Genomic DNA, 17,787 nt, shown 5'->3' with positions numbered 1-17,787 from the left:
TCGTCGGTTACTCAGGGCTTGAACCTGCGACCTCTTCGTCCCGAACTCCGCGCAGTGGCCGTTCGTAGCCTTATTCACGCTGGCAAGGACGCATCTGGATGAAGCCGAACGCGTTGGACACTGCAGTCGTTGCTGTACTTTACTGCTGTACTGACCGCCTGGTGCGAAAGCTTGGGCGAGCGTCCCCCGGGGGTCCAGATGGTGGATGTGGCGCCCACGGTTCTGGTGATCGAGCCGTGGCGTCTCGGACAGTCGCCACTTGTGCAATTGAGCGCGCCCTCGACACTGGTCCTTCAGGCATGCCGGTGCCATGATTCCAGCGTGGGGGCTGACAGGGCTGGCAGGCTCCGACGAGCTGCAGTGTGGTTCCTTGTCGCCATCGCTATTGGGGTGCTTGCCGTCTTCGCAATACGTGCTGATGCCGCTGCACCACATGCGAGCCCGTGGCTGATCACGTTGGATTTGGCAAGTGGGCTGGCCTTCGTTGTTGCGGCCGCAGTCGCGCGCGGACCATCTGCAGAACGCGTGCTGATGGCGGTAGTCGGTGTTTCCTGGCTGACGGCTTCATTCCTGCCCGCGACCCGGTCCCTACACCAGGCAGTGCTGGTTGTGTCATTAGTCGCGTTCCCGGCCGGGCGGGTACGTGGGCTGAGTCGCTGGCTGTTGGTCGGTCTGGCCGTGCCGGTCGGGTTCGGGTTACTGCCGCAGATCGGTGTGGCAGCGGTGTTCGTTCTGGTCGCATTGCTTGTTCTGATCAAAGGCCGGGATACCGCTACGGGCTACCCGACGGTCGCGGCTATCGGAGTGGCGGCCGTACTCGGCGCGTCGTGGTCGGTCTCGCGTCTGCGGGCGGAAGCCTTCGATCCGTCCCTCGCTTTGGTGGGTTATGAGTTGGTGCTCCTGGCGGTCGCGGTGGCCTTCCCGGTCGCCGCCCAGGCAGTCATCCGGAGCTGGGCAAGGCTGGCCGACCGCCTGCTCGCCGACGAGCGGCTTGCGGGTCTCGAGGGGTTCGCCGTCGTACTGGGGCGTGCGGTCAGCGACCCCAGTGTTCAGGTCTTTCGTTGGCACGACGCTAATGCGGGGTACGTCGACGAACGAGGTCGCTCAGTCCCGACAGGAGGCGACGATCGGAGGTGGCTCACCGTCGTCGATGCCGACGGGCCGGTTGCGGTCGTCGCGCACCAATCGCCCGCCCTGGACGATCCGGTTACGGCCGAAGCGGTTGCGGCTGCGGTCCGGCTGGCAGTAAGACACGAGCGTCTGCAACACGAGCAACAGCAGCAGCTCGCCGAGCTCGAAGCGTCCCGGGCGCGGATCGTCGTTGCCGCGGACCGCGAGCGGGAGCGAGCCGCGATACAGCTCCGGGAGAATGTCGGAATGTCCCTGGAGCTCGCCCAGGCCGAGTTGAGCGCGGTGCGTAACGCGGCCGGGAATACCGCGGCGGTCGGGTCACTCGACATCGTCGTCAGCGAGTTGGCCACTGCCCAGACAGAGATTGTCGAACTCGTCGCAGGAGTGCCTCCGGCGCGTCTCGGGAGCGGGCGGCTTCAGGAGGCCCTGCAGGCATTGGCCCGGCGCAGTCCGGTTCCGGTGTCGGTGACCGTTGCCACTGACGCGGCCAGCGACCAGGACATAGAGGCGGCGTTCTTCTACCTCTGCTCGGAGGCCTTGGCCAACGCGGTCAAATACGCCGACGCGACGCGGATCGACATCACCGTGCGGCGGGTCAATGGTGCGATGGAGGCTGTCATCTCCGACGACGGGCGTGGCGGCGCGGACCCGACCGGGTCGGGGCTGCAGGGGCTCGCCGACCGGCTGGCAACACTAAACGGCCGGCTCCGGGTGGAAAGTCCACCCGGAGCCGGCACGACGGTGACAGCGGTAGTTCCGGACTAGCCGATCTTCGTCCACGGTTCGAGGTCGCCACTCAACGTGAGGCTGTCGCCCTTGATCTCCCACGTCAGCGTGGCGCGACCACCCGGCCCGCAGTGATCGGGCAGCGTCTCGGAGACAGGAAGCTTGCATCCGGTCAGCTTGGAGACCAGTTCGGGGTCGTGCACAAAGGTGACGGTGTTGCCGGTTCCTCGCAGGTAGCCGGCGTCGAGCGGGTCATCTTCGACAGAGTGTCCGCAGTCAATCCCCGGATCGTCGAGTGGACGGCACCGCACTTCATAGGTGCCTTCGTGGATCGTTAACGTCCACGTACCTGATTTGCCATCACTGTTGTCCAATCCAGCGGCCGCTAGGTCGTCCGTCGTGATCTCTACCCGGTATTCGCCGTCGGGCAGATCGGCTATGTCGTCGGGAACGGCGCCCGTGGATTTCTTATCTGCTTTACCCTGCTGGCAGTCCTTTGGGACGGTGGGGACGTCGGGCCTCGGGTGGTTCGCGGCAATTGCCTGGATCTCCTTGAGCAGAGCCCCGCTGACCGGGTCGGCGGCGAGGCCATCCAGCACCGGCTGCAGCCTGGTGCGCAGAGCAGCGATCTGGTCTGAGCTTGCGGCCATGAAGCGCGCGCCTTGCCCGCACAGATGTTGTGCGATGGTGGTTTCGTCGTAGCTGGCATCGACTGAGACCTGCATCGCTTTATCAGCGGCCTCGCGTACCCAGTCCTGCTGTTTGTCGGTGAGCGCGTCGAATCGTTCTTGGTTCATGGCCAAGACGAAGACCTTCGGCCACAGCACGACATTGGCCGTGACGTTGCCAGCCTCCGTCGTGTTGCCGCTTTCTGCGTACTGGGCAATGTCGAACTCCAAGCCGCGCAGGCGTCCAGCCTGGACTTCGTCGACCCATCCCTTGAAGCCTAGGTTTACCGGCGTCGCGCCGAGCATACGCACCGCGTCCGTTTGCACCGGCGAGTTGTAGACCCGGAACGTGGCACCGGCCCAGTCCTCCGGCCCGAGCAGGGGTGCCTTCGCGGCGAACGGCCGCCGCAGCGGACCCACCGCGAGCTCGAGCCCGACGACACCTGTCCCGTCGAGTTGCGCTAACAGCTTGTCGGCAACGGGGCCTGATACCAGAGTCTTCTCGGCTGCGTAGCTCGTCACCGTCATCGGAGCCTCGACGGCCTTAAGGCCGGTGATGCCGGCGTTGGCGAAGGCGCGAGTCGACGGCCAGCCGCCGTCCACCTCACCGGAGGCGATCGCCTTCACCAGATTGGATTCCGCGTCAGGGGCAGCGTCACCGTACTCGATCGTCATCTCGACCTTGATCCGGCCGTCGGAGAACTTCTCCAGGTTCTCGACGAAGGCCTCCGGCCCGTACGACTGGCCGTTGTTGTTGACACGATCGATGGTTGCGAACCGCAGCGCAACCGTGTCGCTCCCAGACTTGTCCGTTGGGGGCGCGACCGAGCAAGCCGCCACTAATGCCACCGTCGCCGCAGCCGCGATCCATCGGCCAATTGATCTTGTGTTAATGACGCCCTTCTGATCCGTACACGCTTGGAAGTGCGTTCTGTCAAGTGTTGCATTGGCGTCAGCGGAGGTCATGACACCTCCAACAGAGCAGCGACCGCAGGCCATGCGATCTCTGCGGCCTCCGCCTGTCCGCGCACGCTCAGGTGGTTCTGATCGCTGGAGAAGTTCTCGGGGCGATCTACGTACGCGGCGCGGGCTCCGTCGTCCGTCCGGCAATTGGGCACCGTGGCGCACACCCGGGACTGCTCGGTCTCATATTTCTCGATGATGGATATCAGGGTGTCGGAAGGGTCAGGGTCGCACCGAACCGACGGACCGGGTCGTCCGAGCTGTCCGACCACCAGGATCCGTGAATTGGGTGACGCCATGGTCACGACTTGCAAGGCGTCTGCGAGGGCGACGCCGAACTCGGTTACGTGCGTGCGATCGGTCCCGTCGCAACGGATGTCGTTGTCGATCGTTTGGACCACGACGAGCGCAGGGGTGGGAACGGTTACGAGAGCATCCTGCGCCTGCTCCGCCAGCCGGGATGCGGGCGCACCACCTTCGGCGGTGTTGGCAACGTGGCCCTCGGTCTCTGGACGGACGGCGACGAGCCGCCGGTAGATGCTGTTGACCTGAGGCGACGCGCCAGTCGCCCACGAGTTCTCGAGGGCGATCTGGCCAGGATGCTTCGGATCGGAGTTCTCACCGGTCAGGCCGGAGTGCCCGATCGCAATGACACCGACCGGGTTCGCGGGGTTGGCCGAAGGCGCCGTCGACGGGGTGGCCGGGCCAGCCGCTGCCTGGTCGGCGATCTTTCCACCGCCGCACCCGCCGACGATCAACGCGAAGGCTGTGAGAGCGGCCACAGTGGCAGCTGATCTTGTGTTCATAATGTGCTCCTAGTCGTCCGATGCTTTTACGCTAGGGGCCGGGCTCGGCGTGGCCCACCGGGTTTCCTCGGTACTCGGATGTGGATAACACTGAACTGCAGAACCTCACAACCTACCCCCGCAGAACGGCGCATATGGCCCGATCCGGCTCGATGCAACGCGTGAGGCAGATGCGCGCGCGTCAGGCCAGGGCTGTGATCAATTCGATCGCCACCGGGGTGGCGGTGCTGACGGTGCTGGTGTCAGCTTTGGCAGTTCGCGCCGGGGACGATCCTTTCGCTTATGCCGGCAGGCGGTTTCCAGCCTGGCTGACAGTGGTCGGCCTGATTCTCATCGGCTTGATCGTCGGCGGCCTTTGGGCGACCAGGACCCGCCCGGGAGCATCCGGTGGCCTGTCGGTGGCAACGATTGGCTCGCTCCTTCCGTTGTGGGCCGCCTGGTCCTGGCTTCCCGACCGGATCCAGGCCGGTGTTCTTGCGGCAACGCCGTTCGCCATCATGGTTGCGCTTGTTGCGCTGAACTGGTCGGCACCGGGTTCAAGCAATCCGTCCACGGCAATGCGGATCGTGGTCGCGCTCGTCGTCGCCAGCGGGGTCGTCCACCTCCTCGGCTACAACCCGTTTGCTGACTCCAGATGCACGGTCACCTGTGTGAATGTCACGCCGCTCCTCGACGGATTGATGTCGACCAGGTCCGCGGTGGTGGTGTCGTCCTCGCTGACCATCGTCGGGGCGGTCCTCGCTGCCATCATCGTTCTGAGGGATAGCGATCGGCACACCCCTCGCCTGATCATCGGCGCCGTGATTGTGGCGCTGTGCTTGCAGGTTGTGTCAGCCGGCATACGGTTGGCGACTTGGGGGGACAACACGGCCGCAGGCCTGCTGCTTGTACTCCCGGCTGTGTCCGTGGCGATCGCAGCTATCGCTGTGTGCATTGTTGTGGCTCGAACCCTTCGCGTACGCACCGCCGTCGACCGGTTGGCGGCTCGGCTGTCCGGACCGGTGGCGGCACTCAGTGGCGTACAAGGGGTGCACTTCGCCGTCCCGGGAGAGGCGCGGTGGGTAGACGTCGCCGGTCGGGACGCCACTGACCTGCCCGGCCAAGATAAGTACATCGTTCTGTCGGATGAGTCCGGCCCAGTGCTTCGTCTCCTCGTCGCACGGGGTACCGACCAGGGCGACCTGATCGCTGCGCTCACACCCGCCACCCGGCTAGCACTGCAGAATGCCCAGCTCTCGGCGGTGGCGAAGGCGCGGCTAGCCGACGTTCAGGCCTCTCAGCGACGCGTGGTCGCCGCGTCCGACAGTGAGCGACGGCGCATCGAGCGCGACCTGCACGACGGTGCACAGCAGCGCTTGGTCAGTGTCGCGTTCCATCTGAAAGTCGCGCTCGCTGGCGCCGATCCATCGACTTCTCTTCGCCTGACGGCAGCAGAGAGTCGGGTTCGAAATGCGCTCGGGCAACTGCGCCGACTCGCGCATGGCATCTTCCCCAGCGTGCTCGCCGACGAGGGACTGGCCTCGGCCCTGGACGAACTGACCGCGGCATCCGATGTTCCAACCACGCTGGATGTCCGTACGCGCGACAATGTCGGCATGGAGACCGCAATGGCTGCGTACGCAACGGTCGCCGCCGTTCTCAACTCGGTGGAGCACCCGGGGCCAAACACGCGCGCGGTGATCTTGGTCGACCGGGACGGTGACACACTGACCGTCAGTGTGGAGGTCAAAGGCGCTGTCGGAACGCTCGTGGTAGCAGACGTCGTTAATGTTGCCGACCGCGTCGGTGCGCTCGGCGGACGGCTGACGACGGCGGAAGCTGCAACCGGTGCGACAGTAGTCACGGCGGTGATCCCTTGCGGGCAGTAGTCGCCGACGACGTCATGCTGGTCAGGTCGGGTCTCGCCCGACTGCTCACCGATGCCGGCGTCGAGGTCGTCGGGGAGGCGGCCGATTCCGATGCACTCATGCAGTTGGTCGCACTGGAACGGCCGGATGTGGCGACCGTAGACATCCGGATGCCGCCGACCCACAAGGACGAGGGTCTGGTCGCGGCTCGCCGCATCCGGGAGCGCTACCCGGCGACTGCAGTCGTTGTGCTCAGCCAATATCTCGAGGCGCGCTACGCCCTGCGGCTGCTTGCCGATCAACCCAGCGGGCTCGGTTACCTGCTCAAGGAACGTGTCTCAGACATCGCGATCCTGGTCGATGCCATGCGCCGGGTGACCGAGGGTGAGTGCGTTGTCGACCCCACCATCGTGTACCGGCTCATGAAGCGTCGGCGCCCGGACTCACCGCTCAGCCACCTCACGCCACGCGAGCGAGACATTCTCGCTCTCATGGCCGAGGGCCGGTCGAACGCCGGCATCGCCGGCGAGCTCACGGTCAGCGAACGCACGGTCGAAACAGTCTGTGCCCAGGTCTTCCGCAAGCTCGGTCTCGAGCCATCACCGGACGTCAACCGCCGCGTTCTGGCAGTGCTCACGTTGCTCCGCAGCTGAGGCATTGGAGCCCCAACGAGACGCTGAGAGTTTGATGGAATGGCTGCGGCGTCGGCAGGAGTAGACGGAGGAAGCGAGGAGAACGCTCCGCTTACCATCTCGTGGGTCGCCTCCAACACTTTGCTGGTGACGTCAGTGCCAGACGAACATCGCGCACGGGCGGTTGGTACGACGGGCAACGTCTACGCGGTGGCGATGCTGTCGAGCGCGGGCGTCAGCGGCGTCCTCGCTGACGGGGTTGGCGTGTTGACTGTCCTTGCGACGGCCGCGGCCGTCCAGACGATCGCTGGCGGCTTGTTTCTGGTCATGAGCCGACGAACCAGTGGAAACGCCTGATCCGCTTGGTAAGTGTCGGAAGTCATCACCACAACTCCACCCACAACGCCGACGGTGTCGTATCCGATCACCAACCGGTGTCAGGAAACGCCTACGCAGCCACTCTTCCCTCTTCCACTTCGACTAGTGCACTTGCGGACGTAAAGCCGCAGGTCACAGTCGAGAGCGAGTGCTGGAGGTACCGAGAACAGCTTGTTGCACAAATGAGGGGTCCGGCCAGGCGGCCGCGAAAGTCCGCATGTACTTGAGGTTGCGAGGCGAGTAGCCCTTCGCTCCCGAGAACCGCGACTTGAGGTCCGTCGAAAGGCGATAGATAACCCTGCTGCCCCATCCTTCGGCCTGCTGGCGGTCGAGGATCTCCTTGCCGATCGACCAGTAACTCCCGAGCCTTTCTTTGTTGGCGGCAGTTACCGCACGCCTGTGGCCGGTTGCGACATGCGCCGAGATGCGGTCCAGCAGGTCCGGGTACCAGTCGGGGAGTGAGGATCGGGCGGGTGCGCTCTCGAAGCGGGGAGCGGTTTTGGTTTCGTCCATAGGGTCAAGGCTTTCGCAGGCGGCGCGCCCGACACGACCACCTTTGCGGGGCATCGTGGGGCAGTCTGGGGCAGATTGTGAGCTCGCCTGAGAAGATGGCGGGATGATCAGGCACGAGCAGTTGACGGCTGCGCCGAAGGTGTTGCTGCATGACCATCTGGATGGTGGGTTGCGGCCGGGGACGGTGCTCGAGCTGGCCGGTGAGCTCGGGCATCGGCTGCCCCGGACGGATGCCGACGAGCTGGGTGAGTGGTTCGTGGAGTCGGCCGATTCGGGGTCGCTCGAGCGGTATCTGGAGACGTTCGACCACACCGTCGCGGTGATGCAGAACGCCGAGGCGATCCGCCGGGTGGCGAGCGAGTGTGTGCAGGATCTGGCTGCGGACGGAGTCGTCTACGCGGAGATCCGGTACGCGCCCGAGCAGCATCTGACCGCCGGGCTCACGCTGGAACAAGTGGTCGACGCGGTCCGCGAAGGCTTCGAGCACGGTATGGCGCACGCGGAACGCCCGATCGTCGCGCGGCAACTGCTGACGGCGATGCGGCACAAGGCCCGCTCGATGGAGATCGCGGAGCTCGCCGTCGCCTACCGGGACTCCGGGGTGGTCGGGTTCGACATCGCCGGCGCCGAAGCGGGGTACCCGCCCACCCGGCACCTGGACGCGTTCGAGTACCTGCAGCGCGAGAACGCCCACTTCACCATCCACGCCGGCGAGGCGTTCGGGCTCCCGTCGATCTGGCAGGCGATCCAGTGGTGCGGTGCCGACCGGCTCGGGCACGGCGTCCGGATCATCGACGACATCAGGTACGACGAGTCCGCCGGCGACGACGGCAAGGTCGAGCTCGGCCGGCTCGCGGCGTACGTCCGGGACCAGCGGATCCCGCTGGAGATGTGCCCGAGCAGCAACCTGCAGACCGGCGCGGCCGACTCGATCGCGCGGCACCCGATCGGGCTGCTCACCAAACTCCGGTTCCGGGTCACCGTGAACACCGACAACCGGCTGATGAGCGGCACGTCGATGAGCCGCGAACTCGCCCTGCTCGCCGACGCGTTCGACTACACCCTGGCCGACGTCCGCTGGTTCGCGATCAACGCGATGAAGTCCGCCTTCCTGCCCTTCGACGAGCGGCTCGCGATCATCGACACGGTGATCAAGCCCTGGTACGCCGAACAGCTCGGCTGACCCAACTCGTTTCGCCGCCCCAACTCGTTTCGCCGCGCCTGACCAACCCGCCGCGCCCCAGCTATCCGCAGTACCCGAGTACTTGACACCGGGTAGCCGGATGCGAATACTCGATTTCGAGTAACCGAGATCGAGGAGGCTGTCATGGCCAAGCGAAAGGTGGCGAACCCGCTCGCCTTCGCCGTGCTCGGCAGCCTGGGTGAGCGTCCGATGCACCCGTACGAGATCTCCACGATGCTGAAGTCGCGCGGCAAAGACCTGAGCATCCGGCTCAACTACGGCTCGCTCTACTCGGTCGTCAGCGCGCTGGAGAAGCACGGCTTCATCAAGGCCGTGGAGACCCTGCGCGAGGGCAACCGGCCGGAGCGGACCGTCTACGCGATCACCGAGGCGGGTCAGGCCGAGTTCGCCGACTGGCTCACCGAGTTGCTGGCCCGGCCGGAGAAGGACTTCAGCCAGCTCGAAGCCGGTCTCGCCTACCTGCCGGCCTTCCCGCCGGCCAAGGTGATCGAGCTGCTCGAGCAGCGGGCCGAGGTGCTGCGCGCCGAGATCGAGCAGTTCGAGGCGACGCACGAGCAGTTGCGGGCCATGGGGCTGCCGCAGCTGTTCTGGGTCGAATCGGAGTTCCGGCTCGAACTGATCCGGACCGAGGCGGAGTTCGCCAGCCGGCTGGCCGACCGGATCCGCAACGACGAACTGGAGGGCGCCGGTTTCTGGCGTCAGGGGTACGAGTTGGTCGAGAAACTGGGGATCCCGATGACCGACCTGCTCAGGGACCCGGTCAAGTACTTCGGCGAGGAGTTTCCCTGGTTGCAGGAGGTCCCGCCCGAAGCCCGATAGAAACGGCCCCCGGCACAGGTGCGGCAACACCTGGTCGAGGGCCGCAGTTCCTCGAGTCGGTCCGCTGGACCTGATACCCAAGGCGCACTCATCAGGATAGCCAGCCGTGGACCGACTCCTCACCTTCGAAGGAGTCACATCACTATGGCAAAGCCTGCCCTCGAGGCGATCGAGCTGGTCAAGACGTATCGGGGTGCCCGCAAGAAGCCCCCGCTGCGTGCGCTCGACGGCCTCACCTTCCACGTGCCGGAAGGCGTCGTACTCGGGCTGCTCGGCCCTAACGGCGCCGGCAAGTCCACCACCGTCAAGATCCTCACCACATTGTCCCGCGCGGACTCCGGTACGGCGCGGGTCGCGGGCCACGACGTGATCCGGGACCAGGACGAGGTCCGCCGCGCGATCGGGTACGTCCCGCAGAAACCGAGCGCCGACCCGATGGCCACCGGGATCGAGAACCTCCTCCTCAGCGGCCGGATCTACGGCCTGTCCCGATCGGATGCGATCCGCCGGGCCACCGAGCTGTTGCAGCGGTTCGGCCTCGAAGAAGCCGGTGGCCGCCAGGTCCGCACGTACTCCGGCGGCATGCAGCGCAAGCTCGACGTCGCCCTCGGCCTCGTCCACCGTCCCCGTGTGCTGTTCCTCGACGAACCGACCACCGGCCTGGACCCGGAAGCCCGAGCGGACCTCTGGATCGAGGTCGAACGGCTCGCCGGCGAAGAAGGCATGACCGTGCTGCTCACCACCCACTACCTGGAGGAAGCGGATCGGCTGGCCGGCCAACTCGCGATCGTCGACCACGGCAAGGTCGTTGCCGAGGGCACCCCCGAGGCCCTGAAGGCGGAGCTTCGCGGCGACTCCGTCAGCATCGAGCTGGTGGACGCCGATACCGACGGAACCGTCCGCACGTTGCTCGCACGGCTCCCCGGGATCGGTGAAATAGTTGTCGACGGCAACACCTTGCGCGCTCGGGTCGACAGCGGTGCGACCGCAGTACCGGCTGTGCTCGGAGCCCTTGAGGAGAAGGCGGTTCCGGTCACCGCGGTGACCGTGTCCCGGCCGTCGCTGGACGACGTCTACCTGCGCTACACCGGTCGGTCGTTCCGCGCGGCCGAGTCCGCCGATACCGAAGGGATGGCCGCCTGATGAGCACGAGCATTGATTCGAGCCCCACCCCACCGCCCCGGTCAGGCACCGCCACTCGTACTACGCCCAGCCGGGTCGTGAAGCGCAAGGGGATGCTCGCGCACACCGGGTTGATCGTCGGCCGGTGGTTGCGGGCGCAGTACCGATCGCCTGCGCTGATCGCCTTCACGCTGGTGCAACCCGCGATCTGGCTGCTGCTGTTCGGTCAGCTGTTCAAGGGTGTCGTCAACCTGCCGGGATTCAGCGACTCGTCGTACATCGCGTTCCTGACTCCGGGGATCGTGATGATGACCGCTCTGATGACGAGCGGCTGGAACGGCACCACGTTCATCGCCGACATGGAGCGCGGGGTGATGGACCGGATGCTGGCCTCGCCGGTCCGCCGCGGCGCGTTGATGGCCGGGCAGCTGATCAGCAACGCGACCACGACGATCCTGCAGACGATCCTCGTGTTCGCGATCGGGATCGCCGCCGGCGCCCGGTACGACGGGGGTGTGGCCGGGTACCTCGTGACCATCGGGGCGTCCGTGCTGGTCGGGACGGCGTTCGGCTCGTTGTCGAACGCGGTGGCGCTGCTGACCCGGCAGCAGGAGGCGCTGATCGCGATCTTCCAGTTCGTCTCGCTGCCGTTGACGTTCCTGTCGTCGATCATGATGGACCCGAAGCTCGCCCCGCACTGGGTCGAGGTGGTGGCCCGCTACAACCCCGTCGACTGGGCCGCGGTCGCGGCGCGGCAGGCGCTGTCCGCCGACCCCGACTGGGCGTCCGTCGGCCGGCATTCCTCCTACCTGCTGGCCTTCACGCTCCTGGTCGGCTACCTGTCGACCCGCGCCTTCCGCACGTACCAACGATCTGTGTAAGTGAACCACCCGCCCTGCCTAGTCCCAGCTGGTGATGCTGCGACGGGTGGGGCGGGTGTCGTTGGTGGCGATGTACATGTGCTACGCCTTGGTCACGTTCGTCTCGGCCTGGCTCGCACCGGAGACCCGCGGCCGGGGCCTGGTCCAGTTGGAGATGCCGCATGAAAGCCGTCGTCGTGCACGGTCCCGGTGATGTCCGGGTCGAGGAGCGGCCGTTGCCGTCGCCTGGTCCTGGTGAGGTCCTGGTCGCGATGGAGTGGGGCGGTATCTGCGGCAGCGACATCTCGTACGCCGTCCACGGTGCGTCCGGGACCGCCGTACTGCGCAACCCGCTCGTCCTCGGTCATGAAATCGCCGGTCGGGTCGCTGAACTCGGACCTGGGGTCACGGGGTTCCAGACCGGGGACGCGGTCACCGTGCATCCCGCCACACCGTCGGACGACGTCCTGCCGAGCCGGTTGGCCGGGCGGACGAATCTGCATCGCGAGGTCCGTTATCTCGGGTCGGCGGCCTTCGATCCGCATGTCGACGGCGCTTTCTGCGAGGCGAAGGTACTGCGCGCTTCGCAACTGCGGGCTCTTCCCGAGGGCGTCTCGACCCGGACCGGCGCGTTGGCCGAACCGCTCGCGGTCGCCTTGCACGCGGTCGGCCGACTCGGCGACGTGCGGGGTCGCGAGATCCTCGTCAACGGCGCTGGGTCGATCGGCTCGTTGGTGGTCGCCGCCGCCAAGGCTCGCGGCGCGGCTCGCGTGATCGCTGCCGACGTCGACGCGGCCGCCCTCAAGCTCGCCCTCGCCCTCGGCGCCGACGACACCCGCGACCTCTCCGCGGGAGACGTCCTGCCCGAGTCCGACCTGGTCGTCGAGGCATCCGGCGTACCGGCTGCCCTAGCCGCCGTACTACGCGCAACCGCCCGCGCCGGAACCGTCATCCAGGTAGGAAACCTCCCCGCCACCCCAACCCCCGCAGCCCTCGCAGACCTCGTCACCCGGGAGATCACCTGGCTGGGCTCCTACCGCTTCATCGACGAAATCACCGAAGCAGTAGACCTCATCCACAACGGCCTGGACCTGACCCCCTTGATCACCCAGACCTTCCCCCTCCACCAGGCCCCCGAAGCCCTGACAGCCGCCGCCACCAAACAAACCCCCGGCAAAGTCCTCCTCCAGCTAAACCTTGCCTGAGGCAGAGGATCAGGCGGTGGTTTGGAAGGTTCGGCGGTAGTCCTGGGGTGGGACGCCTACTACGCGGCGGAAGTGGTGGCGTAGGAGGGCGGCTGTGCCGAAGCCGGATTCGGAGGCGATTTGCTCGATGCCGAGTTTGGTCTGCTCCAGCAGGGTGCGGGCGTGCAGGACTCGTTGCGTGGTGACCCATTTGAGTGGGGTGGTGCCGGTCTCGGCGACGAAGCGGCGGGCGAAGGTGCGGTCCGACATCTGTGCGCGGCGGGCGAGGTCGGGGACGGTGTGCTCGACCGTGAGGTTGTCGACCATGAAGTCGAGCACGGGTTGCAGGCTCTCGCCGGTCGACTCGGGCACCGGGACCTCGACGTACTGGCGCTGGCCGCCGTCGCGTTGGGGCGGGACCACCATCCGGCGGGCGATCCGGGTCGCGACCGCGCTGCCGAGTTCGCGCCGGACCAGGTGCAGGCAGGCGTCGATCCCGGCCGCGGTGCCGGCGCTGGTGATGATGTTGCCGTCGTCGACGAACAGCACGTCCGCGTCGAGCTTGGCGTCCGGGAACTGCTCGCGGAAGAGGCTCGCGTACCGCCAGTGGGTCGCGCAGTTGCGTCCATCGAGCAGGCCGGCCGCGCCGAGTACGAAGGCGCCCGAGCACACCGTCAGCAGGATCGCCCCGCGCGCCTCGGCCTTGCGGAGTGCGTCGAGGATGCGTTCGTCGTACGCGTGCCGCCAGGTGGTGGCCGGTAGGCCGATCAGGTCGGCGTCCTCGAGTTGCTCCAGCCCGTACGGCGCGACCACCTGTGAGTGGCTGGTGGTCCGTAGTGGTTCACCCGGCCGGGTCGAGCACACCTTGAAGTCGAACCTGGGCACGCCGTCGTCGGTCCTGTCGATCCCGAACACTTCGGACAGCACCCCGAACTCGAAGAGGGCGACGTCCTCCATCAGCACCACGGCGACTTTCTGCAGCATGCCGACCAGTATGGCAGAAATTTGATGAGGGTTGTCAATAGTGCCAGTTGTGGCGGGATCTGAACGATAGGATGATTACTGCCATGACCGAAATCATCGTCCTCGCAGTACTCGCGCTGGCCGTGATCGCGGCTCTGGAAAGCAGCAACAGGCGTCACTCGACCGGGCTGAAGTCCAGCCTGGACGGATCCTGGGTTGCCGACGACCGTGATCTGGCCAGGACCAAGCTCGACCTGCTCGCCCTCGGCGAGAAGGCCGAACCCTTCACCCACAAGCCCGCCACCGACACCGGCAGCGTCGTGACCCTGCGCCGCGCCCGCCTCTTCAGCCACACCCACGGCCGGCACGCGGCCTGAACAAGACAACTTGAACCGGGCGAGGGAGTGAATCCCTCGCCCGGTTGTTGTCCCGAGTGCAGTACTAGCTGGTCTTCCGCCAGGTGAGCGGGGCCGCGTTGGTCACCGCGCGGAGGACGCCCTCGACCGGGCCGTAGCCGAAGCGGGCCATCCACCAGTGGCTGAGCGCGACCTGGCCGGCGAAGATCGCCAGCGCGATCCCGAACGTCTCCAGCGGCGACACCTGACCGACCAGGCCGATCCCGACGCCGGTGAAGATCAGCAGCGTGGCGACCGATTGGCCGAGGTAGTTCGACAAGGCCATCCGGCCGGCCGGGGCGAGCACCTGGCCGACAGCGCGACCGCGATCGCTGTGCATCACCCGCAGCATCGTCGCGACGTACGCGACGGCCAGGAACGGTGCCGTCAGCACGCTGGCGAGTACGGCGCCCGTGTCACCGTTGCCGCCGGCGGCGTAGATCATGCCGCCGGTGATGCCGACGACGAAGCCGACGAGCTGGACCAGGCGCAGTACGGGTTCGCGGCCGGTGACTCCTGCGAGCAGGCGACGACGACCGGCGACCATGCCGAGGAGCAGTACTGCGAGGGTCGTCGGACCCTGCACGGTCAACTGCGACAGACCGTAGAGCGGCAAGGCGGCGACGTGCTCGTGGATGACGTCGCCGAAGGAGCCGGCCAGGTTCGCCGTCGTCGCCTGCGCGTTGGCGACCGCCTCGGCCGGGTTCAGGAAGGACGACGTGTCCATGAACAGCACGGTCGAACCCAGCGAGACCAGCAGGTACAGGTAGATCCCGCCGGCCACGGTCAGCGCGGTCTTGTCCTTCACCCCGCGCATCGCGACCAGGACCAGGCCGAGCAGCGCGTAGACGGTGAGGATGTCACCGGTGATCAGGAAGATCATGTGCAGCCAGCCGATCACGAACAGGCCGCCCAGCCGGCGCAACATCCGCGGCCGGAAGGCGGCACCGGCCCGCTGCGCCGCCTCGATCTGCAACTGGAAGCTGTACCCGAACAGGAACGAGAACAGCAGGTAGAACTTCATGTCCACGAAGGTGGCGCTGAGCCAGTGGACAACGTGATCGAGACCCGACTGGTACGCCGGGTCCTCGGCGACGTGGATCGGGAAACCTGAGGCGGCGAAGGTGATGTTGACGATCAGGATGCCCAGCAGCGCGAATCCGCGCAGGGCGTCGACGTCGTGGATCCGCGTCCGTGGCTTGGCGAGATTCTGGCTCATGTCCTTCAGGACACCAGCCGGCTACCGTCCGCACAGTCACCCTGAGCCCTCGGTCAGGGTGGAGTTTTCCCTACCCCCTACCCTCCTGTGGAAAACCGAAGGCGGGCTGGGCGGGGATCTGTCAGAGTCCTGCCGTGGACGACTATCGCGAGGTGAATCGGGCGAACTGGGACGAGCGAGTGCCGGCGCACGCGGCTTCGCCCGACTACAAGGTGGCGCAGTACGAGCAGGACCCGTCGTTCATCGGTGGCGTGGTGCGGTTCGACCTGCCGCGACTCGGGGACATCTCGGGGCTGCGCGGGGTGCACCTGCAGTGCCACATCGGCACCGACACAGTCTCGCTCGCGCGACTCGGTGCGCGGATGAGCGGGCTCGACTTCTCCGGTCCGGCGATCGAGCAGGCGCAGTCGTTCGCGGACCGGCTCGGCCACGAGATCGACTTCCACCAGGCTGACGTGTACGACGCGGTCGAGGTGCTCGGCGAGGCGCAGTACGACCTGGTCTTCACCGGCATCGGCGCGCTCGGCTGGCTGCCGGACATCGAGCGCTGGGCCCGGACCGTCGCCGGGCTGCTCAAACCGGGTGGCCGGCTGTTCATCCGCGAGGGCCACCCGATGATGTGGGCGCTGGACGGCTCGAACCACCCCGGCCTGATCACGCTCGACTACGCGTACTTCGAAACCGAGGAACCGCTGATCTTCGACGAGGGCGGCACCTACGTCGAAACCGACGTCGAGTTCACCCAGAACGTCACCCACGAGTGGAACCACGGCCTGTCGGAGATCATCACGGCCCTGATGGGCGCGGGCCTGCAGCTCACCGCCCTGGAGGAGCACGACAGCGTCCCGTGGTGCGCCCTACCCGGCCACATGACCCTGGACTCCGACACCGGCGAATGGCGCCTGACCCACCGCCCCGAACGCCTCCCGGCCAGCTACACCCTCCAGGCCGTCAAGCTGTAAGGGCCGGCGGACAGGCCACCAGCCCTCGGCGGACACACCTCAGGCCCGGCGGTGCGGTGGGCCACTCGCCGGGCCGGGTAGTCGTCAGCGCAACTGGTCGTCAGCGGCTGTGGATCAGCGCGCCCGCTTCTGCTGCACCTTCTGGAACATCTCGCGAGCCTTCCGCTGGTTCTCCGGCTTGCTCAGCTCGCGCTGCGCGACCTGCACCAGCTTGGCGACCACCGCGCCCTTGACCAACGTCTTAACGAAACCCATCGGGGGCCTCCTTCTCTACTTCCTCCGAAGGTAGCGGTCCGGTCAACCGCGACCTATGGGTGATCCACCGGAACTTCCCCGGGAACGGACCCGTGGAAGTGTCCGTGCTGTCGGGCACACTGTTGGGGTGCCCGAATTGCCTGAGGTTGAATCGTTGGCGGGGTTCCTGCGGGAACGTGCCGTCGGACGGGCGATCGTGCGTGCCGACATCACCGCGATCAGTGCGCTGAAGACCTACGACCCGCCGATCTCCGCGCTGGTGGGCCTGCTGATCGACGACGTCACCCGGCGTGGGAAGTTCCTCGACATCGACGCGCAGGGCGTGCATCTGGTGATGCACCTGGCCCGGGCCGGCTGGTTGCGCTGGAAGGAGGAGCAGCCGAGCACGCTGCTCCGGCCGGGCAAGGGCCCGATCGCCTGCCGGGTGGTGCTGGACGACGACTCCGGTTTCGACCTGACCGAGGCGGGCACGCAGAAGAAGCTCGCCGTGTACGTCGTCCGCGACCCGGCGCAGGTGCCCGGGATCGCGCGGCTCGGGCCGGATCCGTTCACGCTGACCGCCGAGGAGTTCGGCGCGATCCTGAAGCGCGAGGGCCGGGTCCAGCTGAAGGGCGTGCTGCGGAACCAGTCGGTCATCGCCGGGATCGGCAACGCGTACTCCGACGAGATCCTGCACGTGGCGAAGATGAGCCCGTTCAAGCCCGCCTCCAACCTGTCCGAGGACGAGCTCCAGCAGTTGTTCGAGGCGATGCAGGAGACCTTGCGGGACGCGGTGGACCGGTCGAAGGGGCTGGCCGCGCGGGACCTCAAGTCGGAGAAGAAAAGCGGTCTGCGGGTGCACGGCCGGAAGGGCGAGAAGTGCCCGGTCTGCGGGGACGTCGTGCGCGAGGTGAGCTTCGCCGACTCGTCCCTGCAGTACTGCGCAACCTGCCAAACCGGCGGCAAACCGCTCGCGGACCGCCGCCTCTCCAAGCTGCTGAAGTAGTTCCCTAAACCGTCCACGGCAGCGACGCAGACCGCCGCCCGGCATCCAGTCGGCAGCACTCCCTACCGTCTGCCGGGCCTGCCCTGCCGACGACCCTCGCCGCCCCTCCCACCCCTGTCAACGCCCGATCCACCCCTCGGGCAGCCGCATTCCCG

Annotated in this window: 18 protein-coding genes; 12 read left to right on the top strand and 6 right to left on the bottom strand. The window is 66.8% G+C overall.

The features are described 5' to 3' along the window. Nucleotides 1-609: 609 nt before the first annotated feature. On the top strand, nucleotides 610-1,896 hold the full coding sequence (locus EV643_RS38545; protein WP_166665737.1) for a sensor histidine kinase: 1,287 nt from the start codon (nucleotides 610-612) through the stop codon (nucleotides 1,894-1,896). On the opposite strand, the gene EV643_RS38540 is transcribed toward EV643_RS38545, so the two are convergent. Next, the gene (locus EV643_RS38540) at nucleotides 1,893-3,491 is read right to left on the bottom strand and encodes a TRAP transporter substrate-binding protein (protein ID WP_166665736.1); all 1,599 of its coding nucleotides are present in this window, start codon (nucleotides 3,489-3,491) and stop codon (nucleotides 1,893-1,895) included. The two genes, EV643_RS38545 and EV643_RS38540, sit on opposite strands and share 4 nt — an antisense overlap. After that, a complete protein-coding gene (locus EV643_RS38535; RefSeq protein WP_133805171.1) occupies nucleotides 3,488-4,294 on the bottom strand; it encodes an SGNH/GDSL hydrolase family protein in 807 nt (268 codons plus the stop codon). Before EV643_RS38535 ends, EV643_RS38540 begins: the two co-directional genes overlap by 4 nt. A 194-nt stretch (nucleotides 4,295-4,488) precedes the next feature. On the opposite strand from EV643_RS38535, the gene EV643_RS38530 reads away from it, so the two are divergent. From EV643_RS38530 to EV643_RS38520, 3 genes are all read left to right on the top strand, one after another. Then, the gene (locus EV643_RS38530; protein ID WP_166665735.1) at nucleotides 4,489-6,162 is read left to right on the top strand and encodes a sensor histidine kinase; all 1,674 of its coding nucleotides are present in this window, start codon (nucleotides 4,489-4,491) and stop codon (nucleotides 6,160-6,162) included. After that, nucleotides 6,150-6,794, top strand: a complete 645-nt coding sequence (locus tag EV643_RS38525; protein ID WP_133805169.1) for a response regulator transcription factor — start codon at nucleotides 6,150-6,152, stop codon at nucleotides 6,792-6,794. The genes EV643_RS38530 and EV643_RS38525 overlap by 13 nt, the downstream gene beginning before the upstream one ends. A gap of 126 nt (nucleotides 6,795-6,920) precedes the next feature. Continuing rightward, the gene (locus tag EV643_RS38520; RefSeq protein ID WP_133805168.1) at nucleotides 6,921-7,130 is read left to right on the top strand and encodes a hypothetical protein; all 210 of its coding nucleotides are present in this window, start codon (nucleotides 6,921-6,923) and stop codon (nucleotides 7,128-7,130) included. 153 nt (nucleotides 7,131-7,283) lie between these two features. Here the strand turns inward: EV643_RS38520 and EV643_RS38515 are convergent, their stop codons facing one another. Further along, nucleotides 7,284-7,664, bottom strand: a complete 381-nt coding sequence (locus EV643_RS38515; protein WP_133805167.1) for a DUF1016 N-terminal domain-containing protein — start codon at nucleotides 7,662-7,664, stop codon at nucleotides 7,284-7,286. Nucleotides 7,665-7,767: 103 nt separating this feature from the next. On the opposite strand from EV643_RS38515, the gene EV643_RS38510 reads away from it, so the two are divergent. The 5 genes from EV643_RS38510 to EV643_RS38490 all read left to right on the top strand — a co-directional run bounded on the left by EV643_RS38510 (nucleotide 7,768) and on the right by EV643_RS38490 (nucleotide 12,874). Further along, nucleotides 7,768-8,847 (top strand): adenosine deaminase, encoded by a 1,080-nt coding sequence (locus EV643_RS38510; protein ID WP_133805166.1) that lies wholly within the window; start codon nucleotides 7,768-7,770, stop codon nucleotides 8,845-8,847. Between the two features lie 144 nt (nucleotides 8,848-8,991). Beyond that, nucleotides 8,992-9,687: a PadR family transcriptional regulator gene (locus EV643_RS38505; RefSeq protein WP_133805165.1), complete on the top strand. Its 696-nt coding sequence runs from the start codon at nucleotides 8,992-8,994 to the stop codon at nucleotides 9,685-9,687. A 144-nt stretch (nucleotides 9,688-9,831) separates the two neighbouring features. Then, a complete protein-coding gene (locus EV643_RS38500) occupies nucleotides 9,832-10,830 on the top strand; it encodes an ATP-binding cassette domain-containing protein (protein ID WP_133805164.1) in 999 nt (332 codons plus the stop codon). Continuing rightward, nucleotides 10,830-11,690 (top strand): ABC transporter permease, encoded by an 861-nt coding sequence (locus tag EV643_RS38495; protein ID WP_202869952.1) that lies wholly within the window; start codon nucleotides 10,830-10,832, stop codon nucleotides 11,688-11,690. The genes EV643_RS38500 and EV643_RS38495 overlap by 1 nt, the downstream gene beginning before the upstream one ends. A gap of 161 nt (nucleotides 11,691-11,851) precedes the next feature. Next, nucleotides 11,852-12,874, top strand: coding sequence for an L-idonate 5-dehydrogenase (locus EV643_RS38490; RefSeq protein ID WP_133805163.1), 1,023 nt, complete (start codon nucleotides 11,852-11,854; stop codon nucleotides 12,872-12,874). 9 nt (nucleotides 12,875-12,883) lie between these two features. Here EV643_RS38490 and EV643_RS38485 read toward each other — a convergent pair whose 3' ends face one another. Beyond that, on the bottom strand, nucleotides 12,884-13,837 hold the full coding sequence (locus tag EV643_RS38485) for a helix-turn-helix domain-containing protein (RefSeq protein WP_133805162.1): 954 nt from the start codon (nucleotides 13,835-13,837) through the stop codon (nucleotides 12,884-12,886). A gap of 83 nt (nucleotides 13,838-13,920) precedes the next feature. Between EV643_RS38485 and EV643_RS38480 the strand changes: the two genes are divergently transcribed. Further along, nucleotides 13,921-14,193: a hypothetical protein gene (locus EV643_RS38480; RefSeq protein ID WP_133805161.1), complete on the top strand. Its 273-nt coding sequence runs from the start codon at nucleotides 13,921-13,923 to the stop codon at nucleotides 14,191-14,193. 64 nt (nucleotides 14,194-14,257) lie between these two features. Here EV643_RS38480 and EV643_RS38475 read toward each other — a convergent pair whose 3' ends face one another. After that, a complete protein-coding gene (locus tag EV643_RS38475; protein ID WP_133805160.1) occupies nucleotides 14,258-15,430 on the bottom strand; it encodes a DUF418 domain-containing protein in 1,173 nt (390 codons plus the stop codon). Nucleotides 15,431-15,564: 134 nt separating this feature from the next. Between EV643_RS38475 and EV643_RS38470 the strand changes: the two genes are divergently transcribed. Then, nucleotides 15,565-16,392 carry a class I SAM-dependent methyltransferase gene (locus EV643_RS38470; RefSeq protein ID WP_133805159.1) on the top strand — a complete coding sequence of 276 codons (828 nt, stop codon included), beginning with the start codon at nucleotides 15,565-15,567 and terminating at the stop codon, nucleotides 16,390-16,392. A 114-nt stretch (nucleotides 16,393-16,506) separates the two neighbouring features. Here the strand turns inward: EV643_RS38470 and EV643_RS44470 are convergent, their stop codons facing one another. Continuing rightward, nucleotides 16,507-16,647, bottom strand: a complete 141-nt coding sequence (locus EV643_RS44470; protein WP_166665733.1) for a hypothetical protein — start codon at nucleotides 16,645-16,647, stop codon at nucleotides 16,507-16,509. A gap of 127 nt (nucleotides 16,648-16,774) precedes the next feature. Between EV643_RS44470 and EV643_RS38465 the strand changes: the two genes are divergently transcribed. Further along, a complete protein-coding gene (locus EV643_RS38465; RefSeq protein ID WP_133805158.1) occupies nucleotides 16,775-17,632 on the top strand; it encodes an Fpg/Nei family DNA glycosylase in 858 nt (285 codons plus the stop codon). Nucleotides 17,633-17,787: the final 155 nt, after the last annotated feature.

The organism is Kribbella caucasensis (assembly GCF_004361855.1).
GTDB classification, from domain to species: domain Bacteria; phylum Actinomycetota; class Actinomycetes; order Propionibacteriales; family Kribbellaceae; genus Kribbella; species Kribbella caucasensis.
Note: the sequence above shows the minus strand (reverse complement) of the source record. Positions and strands in the feature narration are given on the sequence as shown.